Origin of the sequence: Oceanimonas sp. GK1, assembly GCF_000243075.1 — a bacterium.
Classification (GTDB): Bacteria; Pseudomonadota; Gammaproteobacteria; order Enterobacterales; family Aeromonadaceae; genus Oceanimonas.
Map to the genome: position 1 here is coordinate 2868348 of NC_016745.1, position 18078 is coordinate 2886425.

Annotated in this window: 21 protein-coding genes; 6 read left to right on the forward strand and 15 right to left on the reverse strand. The window is 61.1% G+C overall.

Annotated features, from left to right (window positions below):
- Window positions 1-99 precede the first annotated feature (99 nt).
- Entirely contained in the window at window positions 100-528 is a 429-nt protein-coding gene (locus GU3_RS13520) for an N-acetyltransferase (RefSeq protein WP_014293088.1), read from the reverse strand.
- 175 nt (window positions 529-703) lie between these two features.
- Here GU3_RS13520 and rdgC point away from each other — a divergent pair, with 175 nt between their 5' ends.
- The 4 genes from rdgC to GU3_RS13540 all read left to right on the forward strand — a co-directional run bounded on the left by rdgC (window position 704) and on the right by GU3_RS13540 (window position 4230).
- Window positions 704-1612: a recombination-associated protein RdgC gene (rdgC, locus tag GU3_RS13525; RefSeq protein WP_014293089.1), complete on the forward strand. Its 909-nt coding sequence runs from the start codon at window positions 704-706 to the stop codon at window positions 1610-1612.
- Between the two features lie 446 nt (window positions 1613-2058).
- On the forward strand, window positions 2059-2472 hold the full coding sequence (locus tag GU3_RS13530) for a YgiW/YdeI family stress tolerance OB fold protein (RefSeq protein ID WP_014293090.1): 414 nt from the start codon (window positions 2059-2061) through the stop codon (window positions 2470-2472).
- Between the two features lie 119 nt (window positions 2473-2591).
- Window positions 2592-4004 (forward strand): tRNA 5-hydroxyuridine modification protein YegQ, encoded by a 1413-nt coding sequence (yegQ, locus tag GU3_RS13535; RefSeq protein ID WP_014293091.1) that lies wholly within the window; start codon window positions 2592-2594, stop codon window positions 4002-4004.
- The gene (locus tag GU3_RS13540; protein WP_014293092.1) at window positions 3982-4230 is read left to right on the forward strand and encodes a YfhL family 4Fe-4S dicluster ferredoxin; all 249 of its coding nucleotides are present in this window, start codon (window positions 3982-3984) and stop codon (window positions 4228-4230) included. Before yegQ ends, GU3_RS13540 begins: the two co-directional genes overlap by 23 nt.
- A gap of 34 nt (window positions 4231-4264) precedes the next feature.
- Here GU3_RS13540 and GU3_RS13545 read toward each other — a convergent pair whose 3' ends face one another.
- Window positions 4265-5440 (reverse strand): MFS transporter, encoded by a 1176-nt coding sequence (locus tag GU3_RS13545; RefSeq protein ID WP_014293093.1) that lies wholly within the window; start codon window positions 5438-5440, stop codon window positions 4265-4267.
- Between the two features lie 118 nt (window positions 5441-5558).
- Window positions 5559-6035 (reverse strand): acyloxyacyl hydrolase, encoded by a 477-nt coding sequence (locus GU3_RS16650; RefSeq protein ID WP_050899376.1) that lies wholly within the window; start codon window positions 6033-6035, stop codon window positions 5559-5561.
- Between the two features lie 157 nt (window positions 6036-6192).
- On the opposite strand from GU3_RS16650, the gene suhB reads away from it, so the two are divergent.
- Window positions 6193-6996 (forward strand): inositol-1-monophosphatase, encoded by an 804-nt coding sequence (gene suhB / locus GU3_RS13555; RefSeq protein ID WP_014293095.1) that lies wholly within the window; start codon window positions 6193-6195, stop codon window positions 6994-6996.
- A 140-nt stretch (window positions 6997-7136) separates the two neighbouring features.
- Here suhB and tyrA read toward each other — a convergent pair whose 3' ends face one another.
- Complete coding sequence (gene tyrA / locus GU3_RS13560) at window positions 7137-8267, reverse strand: bifunctional chorismate mutase/prephenate dehydrogenase (protein ID WP_014293096.1); 1131 nt, start codon at window positions 8265-8267, stop codon at window positions 7137-7139.
- Between the two features lie 80 nt (window positions 8268-8347).
- On the reverse strand, window positions 8348-9418 hold the full coding sequence (locus GU3_RS13565) for a 3-deoxy-7-phosphoheptulonate synthase (protein ID WP_014293097.1): 1071 nt from the start codon (window positions 9416-9418) through the stop codon (window positions 8348-8350).
- A 235-nt stretch (window positions 9419-9653) separates the two neighbouring features.
- On the opposite strand from GU3_RS13565, the gene GU3_RS13570 reads away from it, so the two are divergent.
- The gene (locus GU3_RS13570; RefSeq protein WP_148265909.1) at window positions 9654-9938 is read left to right on the forward strand and encodes a hypothetical protein; all 285 of its coding nucleotides are present in this window, start codon (window positions 9654-9656) and stop codon (window positions 9936-9938) included.
- A gap of 70 nt (window positions 9939-10008) precedes the next feature.
- Here GU3_RS13570 and GU3_RS13575 read toward each other — a convergent pair whose 3' ends face one another.
- The 10 genes from GU3_RS13575 to ccmA form a co-directional block, all read right to left on the reverse strand.
- The gene (locus GU3_RS13575; RefSeq protein WP_041543801.1) at window positions 10009-10800 is read right to left on the reverse strand and encodes a VacJ family lipoprotein; all 792 of its coding nucleotides are present in this window, start codon (window positions 10798-10800) and stop codon (window positions 10009-10011) included.
- Window positions 10801-10870: 70 nt separating this feature from the next.
- Window positions 10871-12085 (reverse strand): c-type cytochrome biogenesis protein CcmI, encoded by a 1215-nt coding sequence (gene ccmI, locus GU3_RS13580; protein WP_014293100.1) that lies wholly within the window; start codon window positions 12083-12085, stop codon window positions 10871-10873.
- A 1-nt stretch (window position 12086) separates the two neighbouring features.
- The gene (locus GU3_RS13585) at window positions 12087-12548 is read right to left on the reverse strand and encodes a cytochrome c-type biogenesis protein (protein WP_041543803.1); all 462 of its coding nucleotides are present in this window, start codon (window positions 12546-12548) and stop codon (window positions 12087-12089) included.
- Window positions 12549-12565: 17 nt separating this feature from the next.
- A complete protein-coding gene (locus tag GU3_RS13590; RefSeq protein WP_014293102.1) occupies window positions 12566-13099 on the reverse strand; it encodes a DsbE family thiol:disulfide interchange protein in 534 nt (177 codons plus the stop codon).
- The gene (locus tag GU3_RS13595) at window positions 13096-15054 is read right to left on the reverse strand and encodes a heme lyase CcmF/NrfE family subunit (RefSeq protein ID WP_014293103.1); all 1959 of its coding nucleotides are present in this window, start codon (window positions 15052-15054) and stop codon (window positions 13096-13098) included. The genes GU3_RS13590 and GU3_RS13595 overlap by 4 nt, the downstream gene beginning before the upstream one ends.
- Complete coding sequence (gene ccmE, locus GU3_RS13600) at window positions 15051-15545, reverse strand: cytochrome c maturation protein CcmE (RefSeq protein WP_014293104.1); 495 nt, start codon at window positions 15543-15545, stop codon at window positions 15051-15053. The genes GU3_RS13595 and ccmE overlap by 4 nt, the downstream gene beginning before the upstream one ends.
- Window positions 15542-15748, reverse strand: coding sequence for a heme exporter protein CcmD (ccmD, locus tag GU3_RS13605; RefSeq protein WP_014293105.1), 207 nt, complete (start codon window positions 15746-15748; stop codon window positions 15542-15544). Before ccmD ends, ccmE begins: the two co-directional genes overlap by 4 nt.
- Complete coding sequence (locus tag GU3_RS13610) at window positions 15738-16484, reverse strand: heme ABC transporter permease (protein WP_014293106.1); 747 nt, start codon at window positions 16482-16484, stop codon at window positions 15738-15740. The genes ccmD and GU3_RS13610 overlap by 11 nt, the downstream gene beginning before the upstream one ends.
- 107 nt (window positions 16485-16591) lie before the next feature.
- Window positions 16592-17257 carry a heme exporter protein CcmB gene (gene ccmB / locus GU3_RS13615; RefSeq protein WP_371245762.1) on the reverse strand — a complete coding sequence of 222 codons (666 nt, stop codon included), beginning with the start codon at window positions 17255-17257 and terminating at the stop codon, window positions 16592-16594.
- Window positions 17257-17889, reverse strand: coding sequence for a cytochrome c biogenesis heme-transporting ATPase CcmA (ccmA, locus tag GU3_RS13620; protein ID WP_014293108.1), 633 nt, complete (start codon window positions 17887-17889; stop codon window positions 17257-17259). Before ccmA ends, ccmB begins: the two co-directional genes overlap by 1 nt.
- Window positions 17890-18078: the final 189 nt, after the last annotated feature.

The window sequence follows — 18078 nt, forward strand, 5'->3', positions numbered from 1 at the left end:
GGTCTTGTCGCTTTTACCCCATTATTGGAAGCGAGTATGACATTTTTATGAAAACATGACGTAAAGGTTGCACCTGCATACCCCACCAGCGCTCACGCCTCAGGCGGTATCAAAGCCCATGCACAGCTGGGGCTGGCCGGTGCCCGGATCCACGCTTTCGTCGGTAATGGCAAAACCGTGCCGGCGGTAAAAGTTCACCGCAATGTCATTTTCACAGTACACCTTGAGCGACAAATGCCGCCGCTGGCGCTTGGCGGTGGCCATCAATGCCTTGCCAATGCCCTGTTGCTGGCAGTCGGGACGCACGAACAGCGCCGCCAGGTAATCCTCCGCCAGGGCAATAAAGCCCTGTATCTCCCCTTCCCGCTCACATACCCAGACCTCCGCCGAGGGCAGGTAACGGGCTCGCATCTGCTCCTGGTGGCGCCACCAGTAGGCGGCGGGCACAAAATCATGGGCCTGCAGCGACGCCAGCAGCCAGACGTCCAGAATGGCGTCGGTATCTTCCGGCCTGGCCTGTCGTATCATTCGCCTTCTCCCCTGACTGTCTGATGAGGTCATTGTATGGACCCAGACCGTGGCTGAGCGGGGATTTGTGCGCCTCTGTGAGCGGGATCCGCCTTTATCATTCGAGAATGACCCACTGATCACAAAGTCGGATTGCAGTACAATGCCCGTTTTTCGGCTCGTGACCGAGGACGCCATGTGGTTTAAGAATCTGCAAGTTTACCGTTTTACCCGCCCCTTTGAGCTCAGTCTGGAAGAGCTGGAAAAACAGCTTGAAGCCATGACCTTCAGCCCCTGCGGCAGCCAGGAGCAGGCCAAATTCGGCTGGATTTCTCCCCTGGGCAAACAGGGCCAGGCCCTGACCCACAGTGCCGGCAACCAGATTTTGCTGTGCGCCAAGAAGGAAGAAAAAATGCTGCCGGGATCGGTGGTTAACGATGAAGTGGCCGACAAGGTAGAGCAGCTGGAAGCCGAGCAGGGCCGGGCGCTGAAGAAAAAGGAAAAGGATGCCATCAAGGAAGAGGTGATCGTCAGCCTCTTGCCCCGGGCCTTCAGCCGGTTTCAGCAGACCTGGGCCTGGATCAACCCGGAAGACGGTTTCATTGCCGTGGACGCCAGCTCCGCCAAACGCGCCGAAGATCTGCTGGCACTGCTGCGCAAGTGCATCGGCAGCCTACCGGTGGTGCCCCTGGCCATGACCACGCCGCCGGAGCTGACCCTGACCGACTGGCTGAAGGAAGGTGCGGCCCCCGCCGGCTTTGCCCTGGAAGACGAAGCCGAGCTGCGTTCGGCCCTGGAGCACGGTGGTATTATTCGCGCCAAGCAGCAGGATCTGCTGAGCGACGAGATGAAGGCCCACCTCGATGCCGACAAGCTGGTAACCAAGCTGGCGCTGAACTGGAGCGACACCATCAGCTTTCTTCTGGGGGACGACATGAGCATCAAGCGGCTCAAGTTCTCGGAAGAGCTGCGCGAGCAGAATGACGACGTGACCAGTGAGGATCACGCCGCCCGCTTTGACGCCGACTTCGCCCTGGTCACCGGCGAGCTGTCCCGCTTTATTCCCGAACTGATTGAGGCCATGGGCGGCGAAGAAAACCGGTAACTGAGCCTTCTGAAAGACAGCTGAAAATCAGGTAAAGGGGACGACTCCCCCGACACGCCGTAAATCCATCCATGGAAGCTCCGCTGCGCCCTCCCTGGCGCAGAGGGTCGGTGGCGCTGTTACCTTTACCCTTCCCTCTTACCCGCAATCCAGTTGTCAGACAGCCTTCAACGGGCAACGCCAAAATTTCACGAAGCAGCAGCAGGGATTGCCAGATTCGACCGTCACATGCCACGGATGGCATGTGCCGAGCGACCCATGGAGGGCTTGAAGCGTGTCGAAGAAGGCAACCCTGCTGTTGCTTCGCATTGCTGCCCCTCATATGACCAAAGCTGTCCCACGGTTTTCGTTTTTCAGCACGTATTCGCCTGTTATCGGCGACAGCGACGGTTTCCTTCGCGGGTGGGCACTATGGTGCTGCCATCTTTCGTGAAGGGAGCTTGCCCATGCGTTACTTTTCTCTTGCCGGTCTGGTGGGTCTGTTGTGGCTGGCCGCCGGCTCCGCCTCGGCCCATGATGACAGCCGCTGGCACCGCCATGAATATAAACGGGACTACCGTGGTGAGTATCGCAGCGAATACCGCCGCAATAATAATTTGCCCATTACCACGGTGGCCGAGGCCCGCCGCCTGGCCGACGACAGCCGCATTATTCTCTCGGGCCATATCGTCCGGCGGCTGGACGACGACGAATATCTGTTTCGCGATGGCACCGGCACCATCAAAGTGGAAATGGACGACGACCACTGGCGCACACTGCGCCGACACCGCCGCGACCGGCTGCTGTTATGGGCCGAGGTGGAGCGGGACAAACGCCGGGTCACGCTGGAGGTGGAACGGGTACGGCCGGCCGGGCGATAGGGTGTGTTCCGGTACCGGAACACACCCTAAGCTCGAAATCACCGGCACATGGGAGTAAAATGCTGGCCCCGGCCGCCATCAGGTGGTGGCCTGCTGACCTGACATCAGACGAGACTCCCATGTTTGTACCCGAATTGCTTTCTCCCGCCGGTTCCCTCAAGAACATGCGTTACGCCTTTGCCTATGGCGCCGACGCCGTGTATGCCGGCCAGCCCCGCTACTCCCTGCGGGTGCGCAACAACGAATTCAACCACGAGAACCTGCAGATTGGCATTAACGAAGCCCATGCCCTGGGCAAGAAGTTCTACGTGGTGGTCAACATTCAGCCCCACAACGCCAAGCTGAAAACCTTTCTGCGGGACATGAAGCCGGTGGTGGACATGCAGCCCGACGCGCTGATAATGTCCGATCCCGGCCTCATCATGCTGGTGCGCGAGCATTTTCCGCACATGCCCATTCACCTGTCCGTGCAGGCCAACGCCGTCAACTGGGCCTCGGTCAAGTTCTGGCAGGACTACGGCATCGAGCGGGTGATTTTGTCCCGGGAGCTGTCCCTGGAAGAGATTGAAGAAATTCGCCAACACTGCCCCACCATCGAGCTAGAAGTGTTCGTGCACGGCGCCCTGTGCATGGCCTACTCCGGTCGCTGCCTGCTGTCGGGCTACATCAACAAGCGCGACCCCAACCAGGGCACCTGCACCAACGCCTGCCGCTGGGAATACAAGGTGCACGAGGCCAAGGAAGACGATGCCGGCCAGATCGTGCACAAGCAGGAGCCGATACTGGTGCAGCCGGTTGAGCCCGCCGCCGTGCAGATGGTGGAGCCCACCCTGGGCGCCGGCGCGCCGCACGATCAGCCGGTACTGCTGGAAGAAAGCAACCGCCCCGGTGAGTACATGGCCGCCTATGAAGACGAGCACGGCACCTACATCATGAACTCCAAGGATCTGCGCGCCGTGCAGTATGTGGAGCGGCTGACCCAAATGGGCGTGCACTCCCTCAAGATTGAAGGCCGTACCAAATCCTTCTATTACGTGGCCCGCACCGCCCAGGTCTATCGCAAGGCCATTGACGACGCCGTGGCCGGCCGGCCCTTCGATGCCACCCTGATGAGCACCCTGGAAAACCTGGCGCACCGGGGCTATACCGAAGGCTTCTTGAAGCGCCACGCCCACGGTGACTACCAGAATTACGACTACGGCTATTCGGTGTCCACCAGCCAGCAGTTTGTGGGCGAGATCACCGGCCGCGACGGCGACTGGGTGGAAGTGGAAGTCAAAAACAAGTTCCTGGTGGGCAACAGCCTGGAGCTGATGACCCCCAAGGGCAACCTGACCTTCACCCTGGAGCAAATGAAAAACCGCAAGGGCGAGCAGGTAGAGGTGGCACCGGGCAACGGTCATGTCATGTACATTCCCATCGATGCCGGCATTGATGTGACTTATGGCATTCTGATGCGCAACCTGGGCGAGCAGCAGGACACCCGCAACCCCCACGCGGAGCAAGCTCATGGCGCTGTTAATCAAGGATAACTGCATCAACTGCGACATGTGCGAGCCGGAATGCCCGAATGGTGCCATTTATTACGGGCCGGAAATCTATGAAATCGATCCGGCCCTGTGCACCGAGTGCGTAGGGCATTACGACAAGCCGACCTGCATCAGCGTCTGCCCCATCGACTGCATTATCGATCATCCCGAACACCGGGAAACCGACGAGCAGTTATGGGACAAGTTTGTGCTGCTGCACCACACGTAAAAAAAACGGCCGTCAGGCCGTTTTTTATTCGTGCTTATACCCCGGGTTCGGGCAGGGCTGCCTCGGCAGGCAGCAGGAACCACACCACCAACCCGGCGCAGGCCAGCAGCAGGCCACCCAAAACCGGCTGGCTCATTTGCGGCAGCGCCCCCTGCCCCAGCAGGAACAGCCCTCCCCCCAGATTGGCACAGCCTCCCAGCAGCGCGCCGGCGGTGCCGCTGTGTTGCGGAAACGGCGCGACCGCCGCGGAGGTGGCCACCGGGAACAGCAAACCGGCCCCGGCAAAATAAAGACCCCCACCGGCCACCAGTCCGGCCAGCTCCAGCCCCGGCGCGAAACCGCCCGCCAGCACCAGTCCCGCCCCCGCCAGCAGGCTCAGGCTGGCCAGCCACTGCATGCGCCGCACCGACCACTGTGCCGATTTGCAGGACGCCACCATGGCACCGCCAAAATACAGGGGCAGCGGCAGCACAAACAACAGGCTGATCTCGGCGCTGGTCAACTGATGCCGTGCGGCCAGCACACTGAACACCGCCTCATAGAGGATCAGGCCGGCGAAAGTGGCGATCAGCATGCCGAGCTGACGGCGAAAGCCACCGTGATGCAATACATGCTGATAGGCGGGTAGCATGGGCTGCACATGCCGCCGCTCCCTGGGCAGGGTCTCCCGAAACCACACCACCATCACCAGCAGGATCACCAGCCCCGTTGCCAGCAGAAAACCGTACATCGACTGCCAGCCATAATGCAGGTTGAGCCAGCCTCCGGCCAGAGGGGCCAGCACCGGCGCCAGCATGATGCCCATGGACACATAACCGTTGTAACGCACCAGCTCGGTACCCTCAAAGCGATCCCGCATCAGGCTGCGGCACAGGCTGCCCGCCGCCGCCGTGCCCGCCCCCTGTATAAAGCTGCCCAGCAGCAGCATGGAGTAAACCGGAACCAGCAGGATCAGGGCCGAACCCAGCGCATACACCGACAGGCCAACCAACAGGACAGGGCGGCGGCCGTGGCGGTCCGACAGCGGACCGTAAACAAACTGAAAAAGGCCATAGGGAACCAGATAAAACGCCATCACCAGTGGCAGCGCCTGATGGCTCACCTGCAGGGCGTCGGCCATGTCGCCCATGGCGGGCACATACAGAGTTTGGGTCATCTGACCCGTTGCCACCATCAGCACGGTCAGCAACACCAAGGACAAGCCCGGCATGGACGTGTTCTCCCGAAAAATAAACAGATACGTGATAGGGCTCACATCATAATGAAGGGACGAATTCACTGGCAATGAAGATTCATGCGAGCTTTTATAATGGCCAGGATCAGTTTTTCTAATCGAAACGGTAGCGGTAGCTGATGCCCCAGGAAGTGAGGCCGTCGTTGGGCTTTTTCAGCCCGCCGTTGGACAGGTGCCAGGCCTCCAGGGCCAGGCTGTGGCGGCCCATGGCCAGGCCCAGCCCCGCGCGGGAATTGAACTGCAGCCGCGTGGATAACTCCCGGGAGTCCAGCCGGCTCTGGTTGATCCAGGCCGGTCCAATGCCGGCATAAGCCAGCGGCCGGATCCCCTCATTGCGCCCCTCGTAAACCACGCCCGGCACCAGACTGACCTGGGTCATGTCATCCTGATTCAGCATCCAGTAACTGCCGTCCAGGTTCAGCGAGAAGTCCATCTGTCCCGAAAATAACCATGGCCACTCGCGCTGCCACTGTGCCCCCAGGGTATAGCGCTCGGCGTCGTCTCCATGACCACTTGATACCACCAGGGCGGGCGCGGCATGCAGGGCGGCCGGCCAGGTTAATATCAGCATCAGCCACCACCGTTTCGCTTCCTTGTTCATGCCGGCCTACCTCTTCCTACAAGCCTGGTTAAATTCTAGTCATTCATTTTATCCCTTGCCTGCCTGGTGGACGCTGGTATAATCCGCGCTCGAATTTTGTTCTTTAACATCAAGTGGGTCTTCTCATATGCATCCGATGCTGAATATTGCGGTGCGCGCTGCGCGCAACGCCGGTCAGGTTATCGTCAAGGGTTTTGCCAATCCGGATAATCTGGAAACTCGTCAAAAAGGCCAGAACGATTTCGTTACCAATGTCGATCTTGACGCGGAAAGCGCCGTAATTAACACCATTCGCAAGTCTTACCCCGAGCACACCATCATTGGTGAGGAGTGTGGCGAGCTGACTGGCAGCAACCCCGATTACCAGTGGATTATCGACCCCCTTGATGGCACCACCAACTTCGTAAAGGGCATTCCCCACTTCGCGGTTTCCATCGCGCTGCAAGTCAAGGGACGCACCGAGCAGGCCGTGATTTACGATCCCATTCGTGACGAGCTGTTTACCGCCAGCCGCGGCTCCGGCGCCCAGCTCAACGGCTACCGCATTCGTACCGGCAAGGCCAAGGATCTGACCAACACCGTGCTGGCCACCGGTTTCCCGTTCAAGCAGAAGCACCAGGCCGACGCCTACCTGGCCATGTTCAAGGACATGTTCGTGCAATGCGCCGACATTCGCCGCGCCGGCGCCGCCAGCCTGGATCTGGCCTATGTGGCCGCCGGCCGGGTAGACGGCTACTGGGAGCTGGGTCTCAAGCCCTGGGACACCGCCGCCGGCAGCCTGATCGCCCGGGAAGCCGGTGCCATCGTCACCGACTTTGTGGGTGGCCACAACTTCGAGCGCAGCGGCAATGTGGTCTGCGCCAACCCCAAGGTACTGAGGGTGATGCTGTCCACCATTCGCGAGCACCTGCCCGAGTCCCTGGCCAACTGAGCCTGAGAACCGAAAAGACAAAGCCCCGCCAGGTGCGGGGCTTTTTTGTGCCTGCCGTTTGACCGGCGAGCCAGAAAGGCGGAAGCAGAAACGGCGACTGCCGAACTTCTCCCTGACTTTAGTCCGGCCTGCCGGCCGGCTTAGTCCGCATGGTGTCGGCTGTCGTTGGCCTGGGCCAGCAGCAGCCGACTTTCCTTGAGGAAGGTGTCGGCATAATCGCCGAAAAACGCGCTCACGGTTTCGAACTGGCGTACAAACGCCTGCCGCTGCCCGCTTTCCAGCTGTTCCAGCAGCTCGCCGAAACGACGATGATAACGGCGGATCATCGCCAGATTGCGGGGCGACGACAAGATAATATCGGCATACAGGGCCGGATCCTGGGCAAACAGCCGCCCCACCATGGCCAGCTCCAGCCGGTAGATGGGCGAGCTCAGGCGCAGCAGCTGGGCCAGATCCGCCCCCTCGGCACAGAGGTGAGCCCCGTAGGCAAAGCTGGTGAAGTGACGCAGGGCCTGCACCAGGCTCATGGCCTCGTCGTGCTCCTCGGCGGGCACCGCCTGCAACCGGGCTCCCCAGATGCGGATTTGTGCCAGCAACCATTCATACTGCTCGGCACCGCGGCCGTCGCAATGAATGATCACCTGCTTCGCCAGGCTGGAAACATCCGGGCCAAACATGGGATGCAGCCCCAAGACCGGACCGGTATGCGCCTTCAGCATGGCCGCCAGCGGCTCGCTCTTGACGCTGGTCAGATCCACCAGCAGGCAGTCTTCCGGCAGCGCCGGCAAGCCCTCGATCACCGCCACCGTCTGATCGATGGGCACGGCAATCATCACCAGGCCGGCATCGGCCAGCAGGGCCTCGGCGTGACCCCAGTCGTCCTTTTCCAGCACCTCGACCCGGTAACCGGACAGGGCCAGCTGATGGGCAAAGAGGCCCCCCAGCTGGCCGCCGCCGCCGATCACCACCGCCTTGCGCAGATCAGGATTCACGCATTTGAAGCCGGTGTCCTTTTCACTGGCGTAGGACTCACGCATAAAGCGGCGCAACACGTCTTCAATCAAGTCCGGCGGCACGCCCCTGGCCTCGGCCTCGGCCCGGCGCCGGGCCAGCATGTCCGCTTCCCGGTCGGGGGCATAAATGGGCACGCCGTGACGGCTTTTCACTTCGCCGACCTCGGCCACCAGCTTCAGTCGCCTGGCAAACAGCTCCACCAGTTGCTGATCGACTGCATCGATTTGATCCCGCAGGACCTTGAGTTCATCTACCATTGCATTCATCCCGGAATTAAGACGCCGGACCTGAGGCCCGGCGTTGCATTATGCCTGTTTACAGCCAAGGCTGACAATTATCAGGCGACGCGTGTCTTCAGCGCGGCCGACAGTTGCTGATGACAGCGCGCCAGCAGCTCGGCGGTGGTGTCCCAACCGATGCAGGCATCGGTAATGGACACCCCATATTGCATATCGGCCACCGGCTGCTCGCTGGACTGATTGCCCTCAAACAGGTGGGACTCCAGCATGATGCCCAGAATGGACTGGTTGCCTTCCTGGATCTGGTGCACCACGTTTTCGGTCACCAGCGGCTGCAGGCTGTAGTCCTTGTTGGAGTTGCCGTGGCTGCAGTCCACCACCAGCCGCGGGTTCAGGCCGGCGGCGGTCATGGCCTTCTCCGCCAGGGCAATGTTCACCGAGTCGTAGTTGGGGTGCTTGCCGCCGCGCAGGATAACGTGGCCGTCGGGATTCCCCTGAGTCACCAGCAGCGCCACCTGGCCTTCCTGATTGATGCCCATAAAGGCATGAGGCTCGGCCGCCGCCTTCATGGCGTTGATGGCGGTGCCCAGGTTGCCGTCGGTGCCGTTCTTGAAGCCCACCGGCATCGACAGCCCCGAGGCCATTTCCCGGTGAGTCTGGGATTCGGTGGTGCGGGCACCGATGGCCGACCAGGAAAACAGCTCGGCCAGGTATTGCGGGCTGATGGGATCTAGCGCTTCGGTGGCCAGGGGCAGTTCCAGCTCTGCCAGCCAGCACAGCAGCTCGCGGGCCTTATGCAGGCCCAGTTCAATGTCAAAGCTGCCGTCCAGGTGAGGATCGTTGATAAAGCCTTTCCATCCCACCGTGGTGCGCGGCTTTTCAAAATAGACGCGCATCACAATATAAAGGCTGTCACGGTAGTCATCATGCAGTTTTTTGAGGCGGGTTGCGTACTCTTTGGCTGCGTCGATATCATGGATGGAGCAGGGACCGCAGATCACCAGCAGACGGTGATCCTTACGATGCACAATATTCGAGATGGTCTGGCGGGCCTGGCCGATGAAATCAAGCGCACGCTGGGAAATGGGCAGTTTTTCCTTGAGCTCCGCCGGGGTGATCATCACCTTTTCGGATTGAATATGAATATTGTTTAATGTGTCTTTCTGCATGATGACATCCTCACTGTAAACTTTTTCTTACAACCAAATAAAAAGAAAAGGTCAATCAGGTTTGACTTATGACTATTTCTCTTTTACGCAACCACCTTCACCTTACCAAGGCTGACGGGGCTTGCAAAGCCCGGGATGGTGCAAAAGGCCGTTATTTTGGAGAATGCCGTTAAAATGGGCAGAAAAGCACTGCACGCGGGTCAACTCTATCATGAGCAGAAACCAGGGAGCCGGCATGGCAATGAGTGAACATGACTACCGGGAGCTGGTCAGCGCCCTGCGGCGCATTCTGGATCACTACGGGGTCGACTACCGGCAAAGCCCACCGTCCTACGACTACAACACCCTGTACGATCACCAGTGCCGGCTGATCCTGGAGGAAGTGGCGACCAGCTGGCAGCAGCATTACGGTTACCGCCCAAGCCCCGGCGCCCTGCAAAAAGCGCTGTTCGCCGCCGAGCACAGCCGCGCGTTTTCACCGCCCTGGTATAAACGCTGGTGGCAACGTCTGCGGCGCTGATGCTGGACGTTTAAACGTAAGAGGTTTGACGCAAAACGTTTGACGTTTCACCTCTTACATCTCACGTCATTCAGCCGTCGATCTCGTCCATAAAGGCGTCGAGCTCTTCGTCTGAGGCGGGTTCGAATTCCTTGCCCACCTTGGCGTCCTGGTATTGCAGGTACAGATCCTTGGTCAGGCCATAAGGATCGAGGGAATTGTCGATAATGGCTTCCCGGTCGATAAGCTCACTGCGCTGATAGAGCCCGTCCATCACCCATTTGCCGGTACGCATGGCCAGGGTCATGACGTCATAGGGAAAATACAGGCTGTCCACCATGTCGCCGGAGAGCTGGCGCAAGGTGGTGGGGCCATAAAGAGGGATCATCAGGTAAGGGCCGTCGTTTATCCCCATCTGTCCCAGCACCTGGCTGAAGTCCTTGGATCCGGGTTCAAACGAAAACTTGCTGGCCACATCAAAGTAACCCAGCACACCCACTGTGCTGTTCACGCCAAAGCGCACCAGGTTGTTGCCGGCGCCGGGAAAGTCACCGGTCACCAGGTGGTTGACGAAGCTGGCCGGCTCTTCCAGGTTGAGCACCACATTCTGAATGCCCACCCGCACCGGACGGGGGACATAGTCGGCGTAGGCGTGGGCCGCCGGACGCACCACATAAGGCTCCGCCACATCGTAGTTGATCACCCAGCTGGCCCGGTTTACCGGCTCAAAAGGATCCCGGGCGTCGGCCGCGGTGGATTTGGCGTAGTCTGCCGGTATGGCCGGGGAAAACGGATCGTTCACCCGCTCCTGCTTCACGCCCTGGTGTGCCGCACAGCCGGTCAGCAATATGCCGGCAGCGGGCATCAGCACTCGATGCCACATCATCTGTTGCTCGTTGTTGTTATTGAAGATCCAAGTCTACCGAGGGCCGGCCATTACGGCCAGCCGCAATTTACAGAGGCGTGTCGATCAGCACGCTGAGCTGGCTGTCTTCATCGGTAGCCAGCTTGCCGCTGCGCCCTTCCCAGGCATTGGTGGCGTCGGTCACGTTGCCGCTGGGAGCAATGCGCGCCTTGATGATCACCGCCTCACGGCTGCTCAGGTTGTTCTCGGGCACCATGGCGTCGGCATTCGACAGGGTAATGCTCATGGGAAAGGCCGGCTGCTCGATGCGCCGCGCCGCCAGGGGCATTTCTCCGCCGTTGGCATCCACCGCAAACACAAACAGCACGGCGCCGGGATGATAAGGCACATTGCTTGAGGTATTGATCTCCACCTGGTAGCGGGGGCCGGTCACCGGCGCCTGCTGGCGCTCGGCCAGCTGTTGCTCGGCAAAGGCGATGGAGCGCTGCACCATGGCATAGCGCGGATTGTCGGCGGGCATGATGGCGAGCATCTGCTGCCAGCGGGCAATGGCCAGGGCGTAATCGTCCTGCTGCAGCGCCATAAAGGCAAACACCGACCAGGCTTCCAGATTGCCCGGCTGGCGACTCAACACCTGCTGCACCAGTTGCTCGGCGCGCAGGCTTTCTCCGGTCATGGCCAGGGCTTCGGCATAGGGCACGCGTACTGCATCGGGTTCATCGGCCAGCTTCAGGGCCTTTTCCAGGGCGTCCCGGGCGGTTTCACCGTCCCGCAGCTCCAGGGCCAGCCGGCCCAGCAGCAGCCAGCCGCGATAGTCGTCGCCGTCTTGATGCAACCGGGTACGCAGCGACAGCATCAGCTCGCGCACGTCCTGATCGGTCACGGTTGCATCGGGTTCAATCAGCACGCGGCGGGACAACTCCGGCAGCTCGGCTGACACCTGTTGCCATTCCGCCACCTGGCGGTGGGCGCCCAGTTGCCAGTAAACCCCGTAACTGACCAGCACCACCAGCGCCAGGGCGGAGATCAGCACCAGCGGGCTGCGACCGCGGCGTGCCACCGGCTGGTCGCTGACCACGTCGTCCAGCAGGCTTTTCTGCAGCTCCTGCTGCAATGCCTCGTCGTCTTCCAGCAGGCCCAGTTCGCTGTCCTGCTCCAGTTCTTGCAAACGCTGGCGATACAGCCGGGTATTGAGCTCGTTACGGCTCTGGCTCGATTCGGCCCGGCCCCGGGTCAGGGGCAGAATTATCACCAGTGCCAGCAGCGCCACCAGGGCGACGCTGAGGATCCAGAATACGGTCATGTCAGCTCTCTTTGTTCTTGTTCAGCAGGCGATCAAGGCGTTGTTTTTCCTCATCGCTGAGACTCTCGTCGGCCGCCGTGCGCCCCCGCCGGGTGCGCAGCAGCACCACCACAACACCGATCATCAGCACCAGCACCGGGCCGGCCCAGAGGATCAGGGTGGAGGCCATAAAGGGCGGCTTGTAGAGAATGAAGTTGCCGTAGCGGGCGACCATGTAGTCGACGACTTCGTCCTTGCTGCTGCCTTCCTGCAGCATCTGGTAGGTCTTTTCCCGCAGATCCTTGGCCAGCTCCGCATTGGAGTCGGCAATGTCCTGGTTCTGGCACTTGGGACAACGCAGTTCCCTCAGCAGCTCGCGGAACACCTCTTCCTGCTTTGGGTCGTCAAACTCGTACACGTCGATGGCCGCCTGGGCCGCCGGCAGCCACAGCAGGGCCGCCAGCATCAGCACGAGCATCCGCATTTTCATCCACATGGGGCTTACTCCATTTGCTCGAAAATGGGCTTCAGGGTCTGGGTCCACACCTGCTCATTCACATCTCCCACATGGCGGTAGCGGATCACGCCCTGACTGTCGATGAGGAAGGTCTCGGGAGCACCATACACTCCCAGATCCAGCCCCAGCATGCCGCGGGGATCGTACAGGTCGATGGCGTAGGGATTGCCCAGGTTGCTGAGCCAGCGCAGGGCCTTTTCCCGCTCGTCCTTGTAATTCATGCCGATGATGTAAACGCCTTCCTTCGCTTTCAGCTCGTTAAGGTATTCATGCTCGGCATAGCAGGTGGGGCACCAGGTGGCCCACACATTGAGCAGCATGGGCTGGCCGGTGAAAATGGCCTTGTCGTGCTGCTTGTTCGAATCGTGCAGATCATGCAGGGTGAATTCGGGAATGGGCTGGTCGATCAGCACCGACTCCAGTTTAGTGGGGTCGGAGAACAACCCCTTGTACAGAAACACGCTGGCCGCCAGAAACAGCACCAGCGGAATGGACAGGATCAGAATGCGGCGGTTCATGCGGCCTCCTCCCCGGCCTGGCGGCGGCCAAACCGGTAGCGCTTGTCAACGATGGCAATGACACCGCCAATGGCCATCAGCAGGGCACCGAACCAGATCCAGCGCACAAAGGGCTTGTAATAAAGCCGCACCGCCCAGGCGCCGTCGTCCAGCTCCTCACCCAGGGCGGCGTACAGATCCCGAGTAATGCCGGCATCGATGGCCGCCTCGGTCATGGCCATGCGCTGCACCACATACATGCGTTTTTCGGCGCGCAGCTCGGTCAGCGGCCGGCCGTTTTTGGCCACACTGATCACCCCTTCAAAGCCTTCGAAATTGGGGCCGTCCGCCTGGCGGGTGCCCTCAAAGGTAAAGGTGTAATCGGCAAAGGTCACGGTGTCGCCCTTGCTCATGCGCACGTCCCGCTCAATGCTGTAGAGCTGGGTGCAGGCAATGCCGATAATGGACACCGCCAGGCCGATATGACCGAGGATCATGGCCCAGTGGCTGTTGCCGAGCTTGCGGACACCGGTCAAGAAGCTGTGCCGGTGCGTGGCCCGAACCCAGGTTTCCTGCAGGCTGGTAATGGTGATAAACACCCCCAGGCCAATACCCACCGCCGCCCAGGGCTCGAAATGATCCGAGAACAGCACCGGCAGGGCAATGCCCAGCACAATGCTCAGTACCAGCGCCAGCAGCAGCTTGCCGTTCACTTCCTTCATCGGCTGGCGGCGCCAGCGGAACAGCGGCCCGGCGCCCAGCAGCAGGGCGAAGGGAATGATCAGCCAGGCGTAGAGGCTGTTAAAGAAGGGCGCACCGATACTGATGCTGCCCATGCCCAGCTCCTTGTGTACCAGCGGCAAAAGCGTGCCAATCAGCACCACCACCAGGCCGGCCATCAGCACAATATTGTTGCCCAGCAGCAGGCTTTCCCGGCTGGCCAGTTCGTGCTTGCCATGGCTGCGCACCTCGGCGCCCTTGATGGCATACAGCAGCAGGGACGAGCCCACCACCAGCAGCAGGAAGATAAGGATAAACAAGCCCCGGGTGGGATCGGAGGCAAAGGCATGCACCGACACCAGCACCCCGGAGCGCACCAGGAAGGTGCCGAGCAGGCTCAGGGAAAACGCCATGATCGCCAGCAGCACCGTCCAGGCCTTGAAGCTGGCCCGCTTTTCGGTCACCGCCAGGGAGTGGATCAATGCCGTGCCCGCCAGCCAGGGCATAAAGGAGGCGTTTTCGACCGGATCCCAGAACCACCAGCCGCCCCAGCCCAGCTCGTAATAGGCCCACCAGGAGCCCAACGCAATCCCCAGGGTCAGGAAGATCCAGGCGGCCATGGTCCAGGGCCGGGACCAGCGGGCCCAGGCCGCATCCAGCTTGCCGGTCATCAGCGAGGCGATGGCAAAGGCAAAGGCCACCGAGAAGCCCACGTACCCCATGTACAGCATGGGCGGATGGAAAATCAGCCCCGGATCCTGCAACAGCGGGTTCAGATCCCGGCCGTCCACCGGAAAGAACGGCAGGGTGCGTTCAAAGGGATTGGAGGTAAACAGCACAAACAGCAGAAAGCCGATGGCAATCATGCCCATCACGCTCAGCACCCGGGCCACCGCATCCAGCGGCAATGCCCGGCTGAAGCGGGCCACCGCGGCGGTCCAGCCGGCCAGGATCAGCACCCACAGCAGCAAGGATCCCTCATGGGCGCCCCATACCGCCGAGATACGGTAGGCCAGGGGCAGCAGGCTGTTGGAATTGGACGCCACATAGAGCACGGTGAAGTCGTGCTCCACAAAAGCCCAGGTCAGGCACAGAAAGGAAATGAACAGAAAGCCGAACTGGGCGTAGGCCAGGGGCCGGGCCAGCAGCATCATGGCGGTGTTGCCACGGACCGCGCCCAGCAGCGGATAAATACTCAGCACCAGGGCACTGGCCAGGGCCAGCACCAGGGTAAATTGTCCAAGCTCGGGGATCATAGGTTGCTACCTTTGAGCTGCGCCTCCGTGTATTCGGGTTTGAAGTGCTCCATTCCCTTGAGCGCTTCCGCCACCTCCGGTGGCATGTATTCTTCGTCGTGCTTGGCCAGTACCTCAAAGGCGTCGATGGTGCGGGCGTCCGCCAGGGTGCCCTGTGCGACAATGCCCTGCCCTTCCCGGAACAGGTCCGGCAGTATGCCGTCAAAGCGCACCGTGACCTGTTCGCCGCCGGCATCCACCAGCCCGAAACTGACCTTGAGGCTTTGCTGATCCCGCTCCACCGACCCCGGTACCACCAGGCCGCCAATACGCAGCCGCTGGCCCACTTCCGGCTTGAGCTGCTCCTTGCCCTTGCCCTGCACCAGCTCGGTGGGGGTATAGAACAGATCGATGTTCTGCTGCAGGGCGTAAAGCACCAGTCCAATCATCACCGACAGCCCGGCCACCACGGCCAGCACCAGGGTCATTCGCTTTTTACGTCTGGGGTTCATAGGGTGTTCTCCAACTTGCGGGCGGCCTCGCGTCGGGCGGCCCGGGCCTGTTTTTGGCTAACCTCGCGCAGCAAGCGTTTCTTCGTTGTTATGGTGGCCACCACCAGCCCCAGCAGGGCCAGCAGGGTCACGGCAAAGGACAGCCAGACGTAAAAGCCGTAGCCACCCATGGCCCAGAAGGCGGACCAGCTATCAAATTTCATTGCGTTTCTCCGCCAGTTTCAGCACCCAGGGGCGATGGGATTCGCGCCGGATCAGCTCGTTGCGCAGCCGCATCAGGGTGACCGCGCCCAGGAAACAGATGAAGGCAAAAATCATGAGAAGCAGCGGCCAGAGCATGTCGTTGGAAATGGACGGCCGGTCAAACTTGGTAATGGTGGCGCCCTGATGCAGGGTATTCCACCACTCCACCGAATAGTGAATGATGGGCAGGTTGATGACCCCCACCAGCGCCAGAATGCCGGCGGCACGCCCCGCCAGCACCTTGTCGGAAATGGCGTTGTAAAGGGCAATCACGCCAAGATAGAGGAACAGCAGAATAAGCTCGGAGGTCAGGCGGGCGTCCCACACCCACCAGGTGCCCCACATGGGCTTGCCCCAGGCGGCACCGGTAAAGAGCGCGATAAAGGTGAACACCGCCCCCACCGGGGCGATGGCCGCCACCGCCATGTCGGCGGTTTTTATCTGCCACACCAGGCCGATAAAGGCGGCAATGGCCATGGAGGAATAGGCCCCCATCGACATGATGGCCGCCGGCACATGAATGTAGATGATGCGAAAGGCGTCACCCTGCTGATAATCGGCGGGTGCAAACGCCAGCCCCCAGGCCAGCCCTATGGTAAAGGAGACCAGGCTGAACACGGCAAACCAGGGCAGCCACAGGCCGGCAATTCGGTAGGCGTCTTCCGACCTGGCGTAAGGATGTAACCATTTCCACATCTTGCTCAAAGACCTTTTGTATACTACGCATTGTTCGGGCGGACTTAAGATACCCCAAATCCGCCCCCTTTAAAAACCTTTGCCACCTCAGACAGCGTCAGCCGAGGCTAGTTCACGCTCACCCGCAACGCCGCCGCAATGGCAAAGGGCGCCAGGGTGACACTGCCCGCCAGCATGGCGCCCAGTATCGCCAGCTGGCCGCTGTAGGGCAGCCCCAGGCCGGCGGTTTCAATGGCCGAGGTGGCAAAAATCAGCACCGGAATATACAGCGGCAGGGTCAGCAGGCTGAGCAGCACGCCGCCCTTGCCGATGCCCACGGTCAGCGCCACGCCAATGGCACCGAGCAGGCTGAGAATGGGAGTGCCCAGCAGCAGGGTCCAGAACATGCCCCAGAAACCGGCCAGATCCAGGCTCAGCAGCACCGCCACCAGGGGCGACAGCAGCAGCAGCGGCAGGCCGGTCAGCAGCCAGTGGGCCAGCACCTTGGCCAGCACCACTACCCCCAGAGGACAGGGCATCAGCATCATTTGTTCCAGGGTACCGTCAATAAAATCATCCCGGAACAGCCGCTCCAGCGCCAGCAGGGAGGCCAGCAGCGCCGCCACCCACACAATGCCGGGGGCAATGCGCGCCAGCAGGGCCGGCTCCGGACCCACGCCCAGGGGAAACAGGGTAATGACGATCACGAAAAACCACAGCGGGTTAAGAATGTCGGCGCGCCGGCGCAGGGCGCTGACCAGCTCCCGACGCACCACGCCGGTAAAGGCCTGCATCATTGGGCGTCCTCCCGGGGCGGTGCCAGGTGAAGAATGCGCGCCCGGTCGGCGCACAGGTTGAGATCCTGGTGGGTGGTGATCAGCACCATGCCGCCGGCGTCGGTGTGCTCGATAAAGAGCCGCTCCAGCACCTTGACGCCGTGTTTGTCGATGGCGGTAAAGGGTTCATCGAGGATCCACAGTTTGGGCCCGCCCAGCCACAACCGCGCCAGGGCCACCCGCCGCTTCTGGCCGGCGGAGAGCTGGCCGGCATACTGATCTTCCAGCCCCGCCAGTCCCACCCGGGCCAGCACGTCCCACAGGTTGGCGGTGCTGCCGGCATGATGCATACGGCGAAAGAAAGCCAGGTTTTCATAGGCGGTCAGCTCGTGCTTGATGCCCGCCTGGTGTCCCAGATAAAACAGCTCCTGGTGGTAGCTGTCGCGGCACTGCTCGATGTTTTCTCCCTGCCAGTGCACCTCGCCGCCATAGGGCCGGGACAGGCCCGCCAGCAACCGCAGCAGGCTGGTTTTGCCAGCGCCGTTGGGGCCGGCAATCTGCACCAGCTCGCCGGGCGAAACGGCAAGCGACAGCTCGCTGAACAGGGTGCGTTCCTCGCGAACGCAGGTCAGGGCGTTGGCTTCAAGCATAGGTAAGGTTTCAGGCCATTCAAAAATGGCCGCCAGTCTAGCACAAGGTACCGACGCAGACTCGCCCCTTGGGGGCATCAAGCTGAATTAACGAAGGTTTATTGCGCTGAAACAAACTTCGGGGTGGGTGCGCGGGTCTGGCTCCCGAATGGGGCAGCGTACCCGTAACTCTACGCCATGCGGCAACCC

Coding starts and splice junctions, on each gene's coding strand:
- GU3_RS13520 (WP_014293088.1), bottom strand. CDS start 528: ATGATACGACAGGCCAGGCCGGAAGATACCGACGCCATTCTGGACGTC.
- rdgC (WP_014293089.1), top strand. CDS start 704: ATGTGGTTTAAGAATCTGCAAGTTTACCGTTTTACCCGCCCCTTTGAG.
- GU3_RS13530 (WP_014293090.1), top strand. CDS start 2,059: ATGCGTTACTTTTCTCTTGCCGGTCTGGTGGGTCTGTTGTGGCTGGCC.
- yegQ (WP_014293091.1), top strand. CDS start 2,592: ATGTTTGTACCCGAATTGCTTTCTCCCGCCGGTTCCCTCAAGAACATG.
- GU3_RS13540 (WP_014293092.1), top strand. CDS start 3,982: ATGGCGCTGTTAATCAAGGATAACTGCATCAACTGCGACATGTGCGAG.
- GU3_RS13545 (WP_014293093.1), bottom strand. CDS start 5,440: ATGCCGGGCTTGTCCTTGGTGTTGCTGACCGTGCTGATGGTGGCAACG.
- GU3_RS16650 (WP_050899376.1), bottom strand. CDS start 6,035: ATGCTGATATTAACCTGGCCGGCCGCCCTGCATGCCGCGCCCGCCCTG.
- suhB (WP_014293095.1), top strand. CDS start 6,193: ATGCATCCGATGCTGAATATTGCGGTGCGCGCTGCGCGCAACGCCGGT.
- tyrA (WP_014293096.1), bottom strand. CDS start 8,267: ATGGTAGATGAACTCAAGGTCCTGCGGGATCAAATCGATGCAGTCGAT.
- GU3_RS13565 (WP_014293097.1), bottom strand. CDS start 9,418: ATGCAGAAAGACACATTAAACAATATTCATATTCAATCCGAAAAGGTG.
- GU3_RS13570 (WP_148265909.1), top strand. CDS start 9,654: ATGGCAATGAGTGAACATGACTACCGGGAGCTGGTCAGCGCCCTGCGG.
- GU3_RS13575 (WP_041543801.1), bottom strand. CDS start 10,800: ATGTGGCATCGAGTGCTGATGCCCGCTGCCGGCATATTGCTGACCGGC.
- ccmI (WP_014293100.1), bottom strand. CDS start 12,085: ATGACCGTATTCTGGATCCTCAGCGTCGCCCTGGTGGCGCTGCTGGCA.
- GU3_RS13585 (WP_041543803.1), bottom strand. CDS start 12,548: ATGCGGATGCTCGTGCTGATGCTGGCGGCCCTGCTGTGGCTGCCGGCG.
- GU3_RS13590 (WP_014293102.1), bottom strand. CDS start 13,099: ATGAACCGCCGCATTCTGATCCTGTCCATTCCGCTGGTGCTGTTTCTG.
- GU3_RS13595 (WP_014293103.1), bottom strand. CDS start 15,054: ATGATCCCCGAGCTTGGACAATTTACCCTGGTGCTGGCCCTGGCCAGT.
- ccmE (WP_014293104.1), bottom strand. CDS start 15,545: ATGAACCCCAGACGTAAAAAGCGAATGACCCTGGTGCTGGCCGTGGTG.
- ccmD (WP_014293105.1), bottom strand. CDS start 15,748: ATGAAATTTGATAGCTGGTCCGCCTTCTGGGCCATGGGTGGCTACGGC.
- GU3_RS13610 (WP_014293106.1), bottom strand. CDS start 16,484: ATGTGGAAATGGTTACATCCTTACGCCAGGTCGGAAGACGCCTACCGA.
- ccmB (WP_371245762.1), bottom strand. CDS start 17,257: ATGCAGGCCTTTACCGGCGTGGTGCGTCGGGAGCTGGTCAGCGCCCTG.
- ccmA (WP_014293108.1), bottom strand. CDS start 17,889: ATGCTTGAAGCCAACGCCCTGACCTGCGTTCGCGAGGAACGCACCCTG.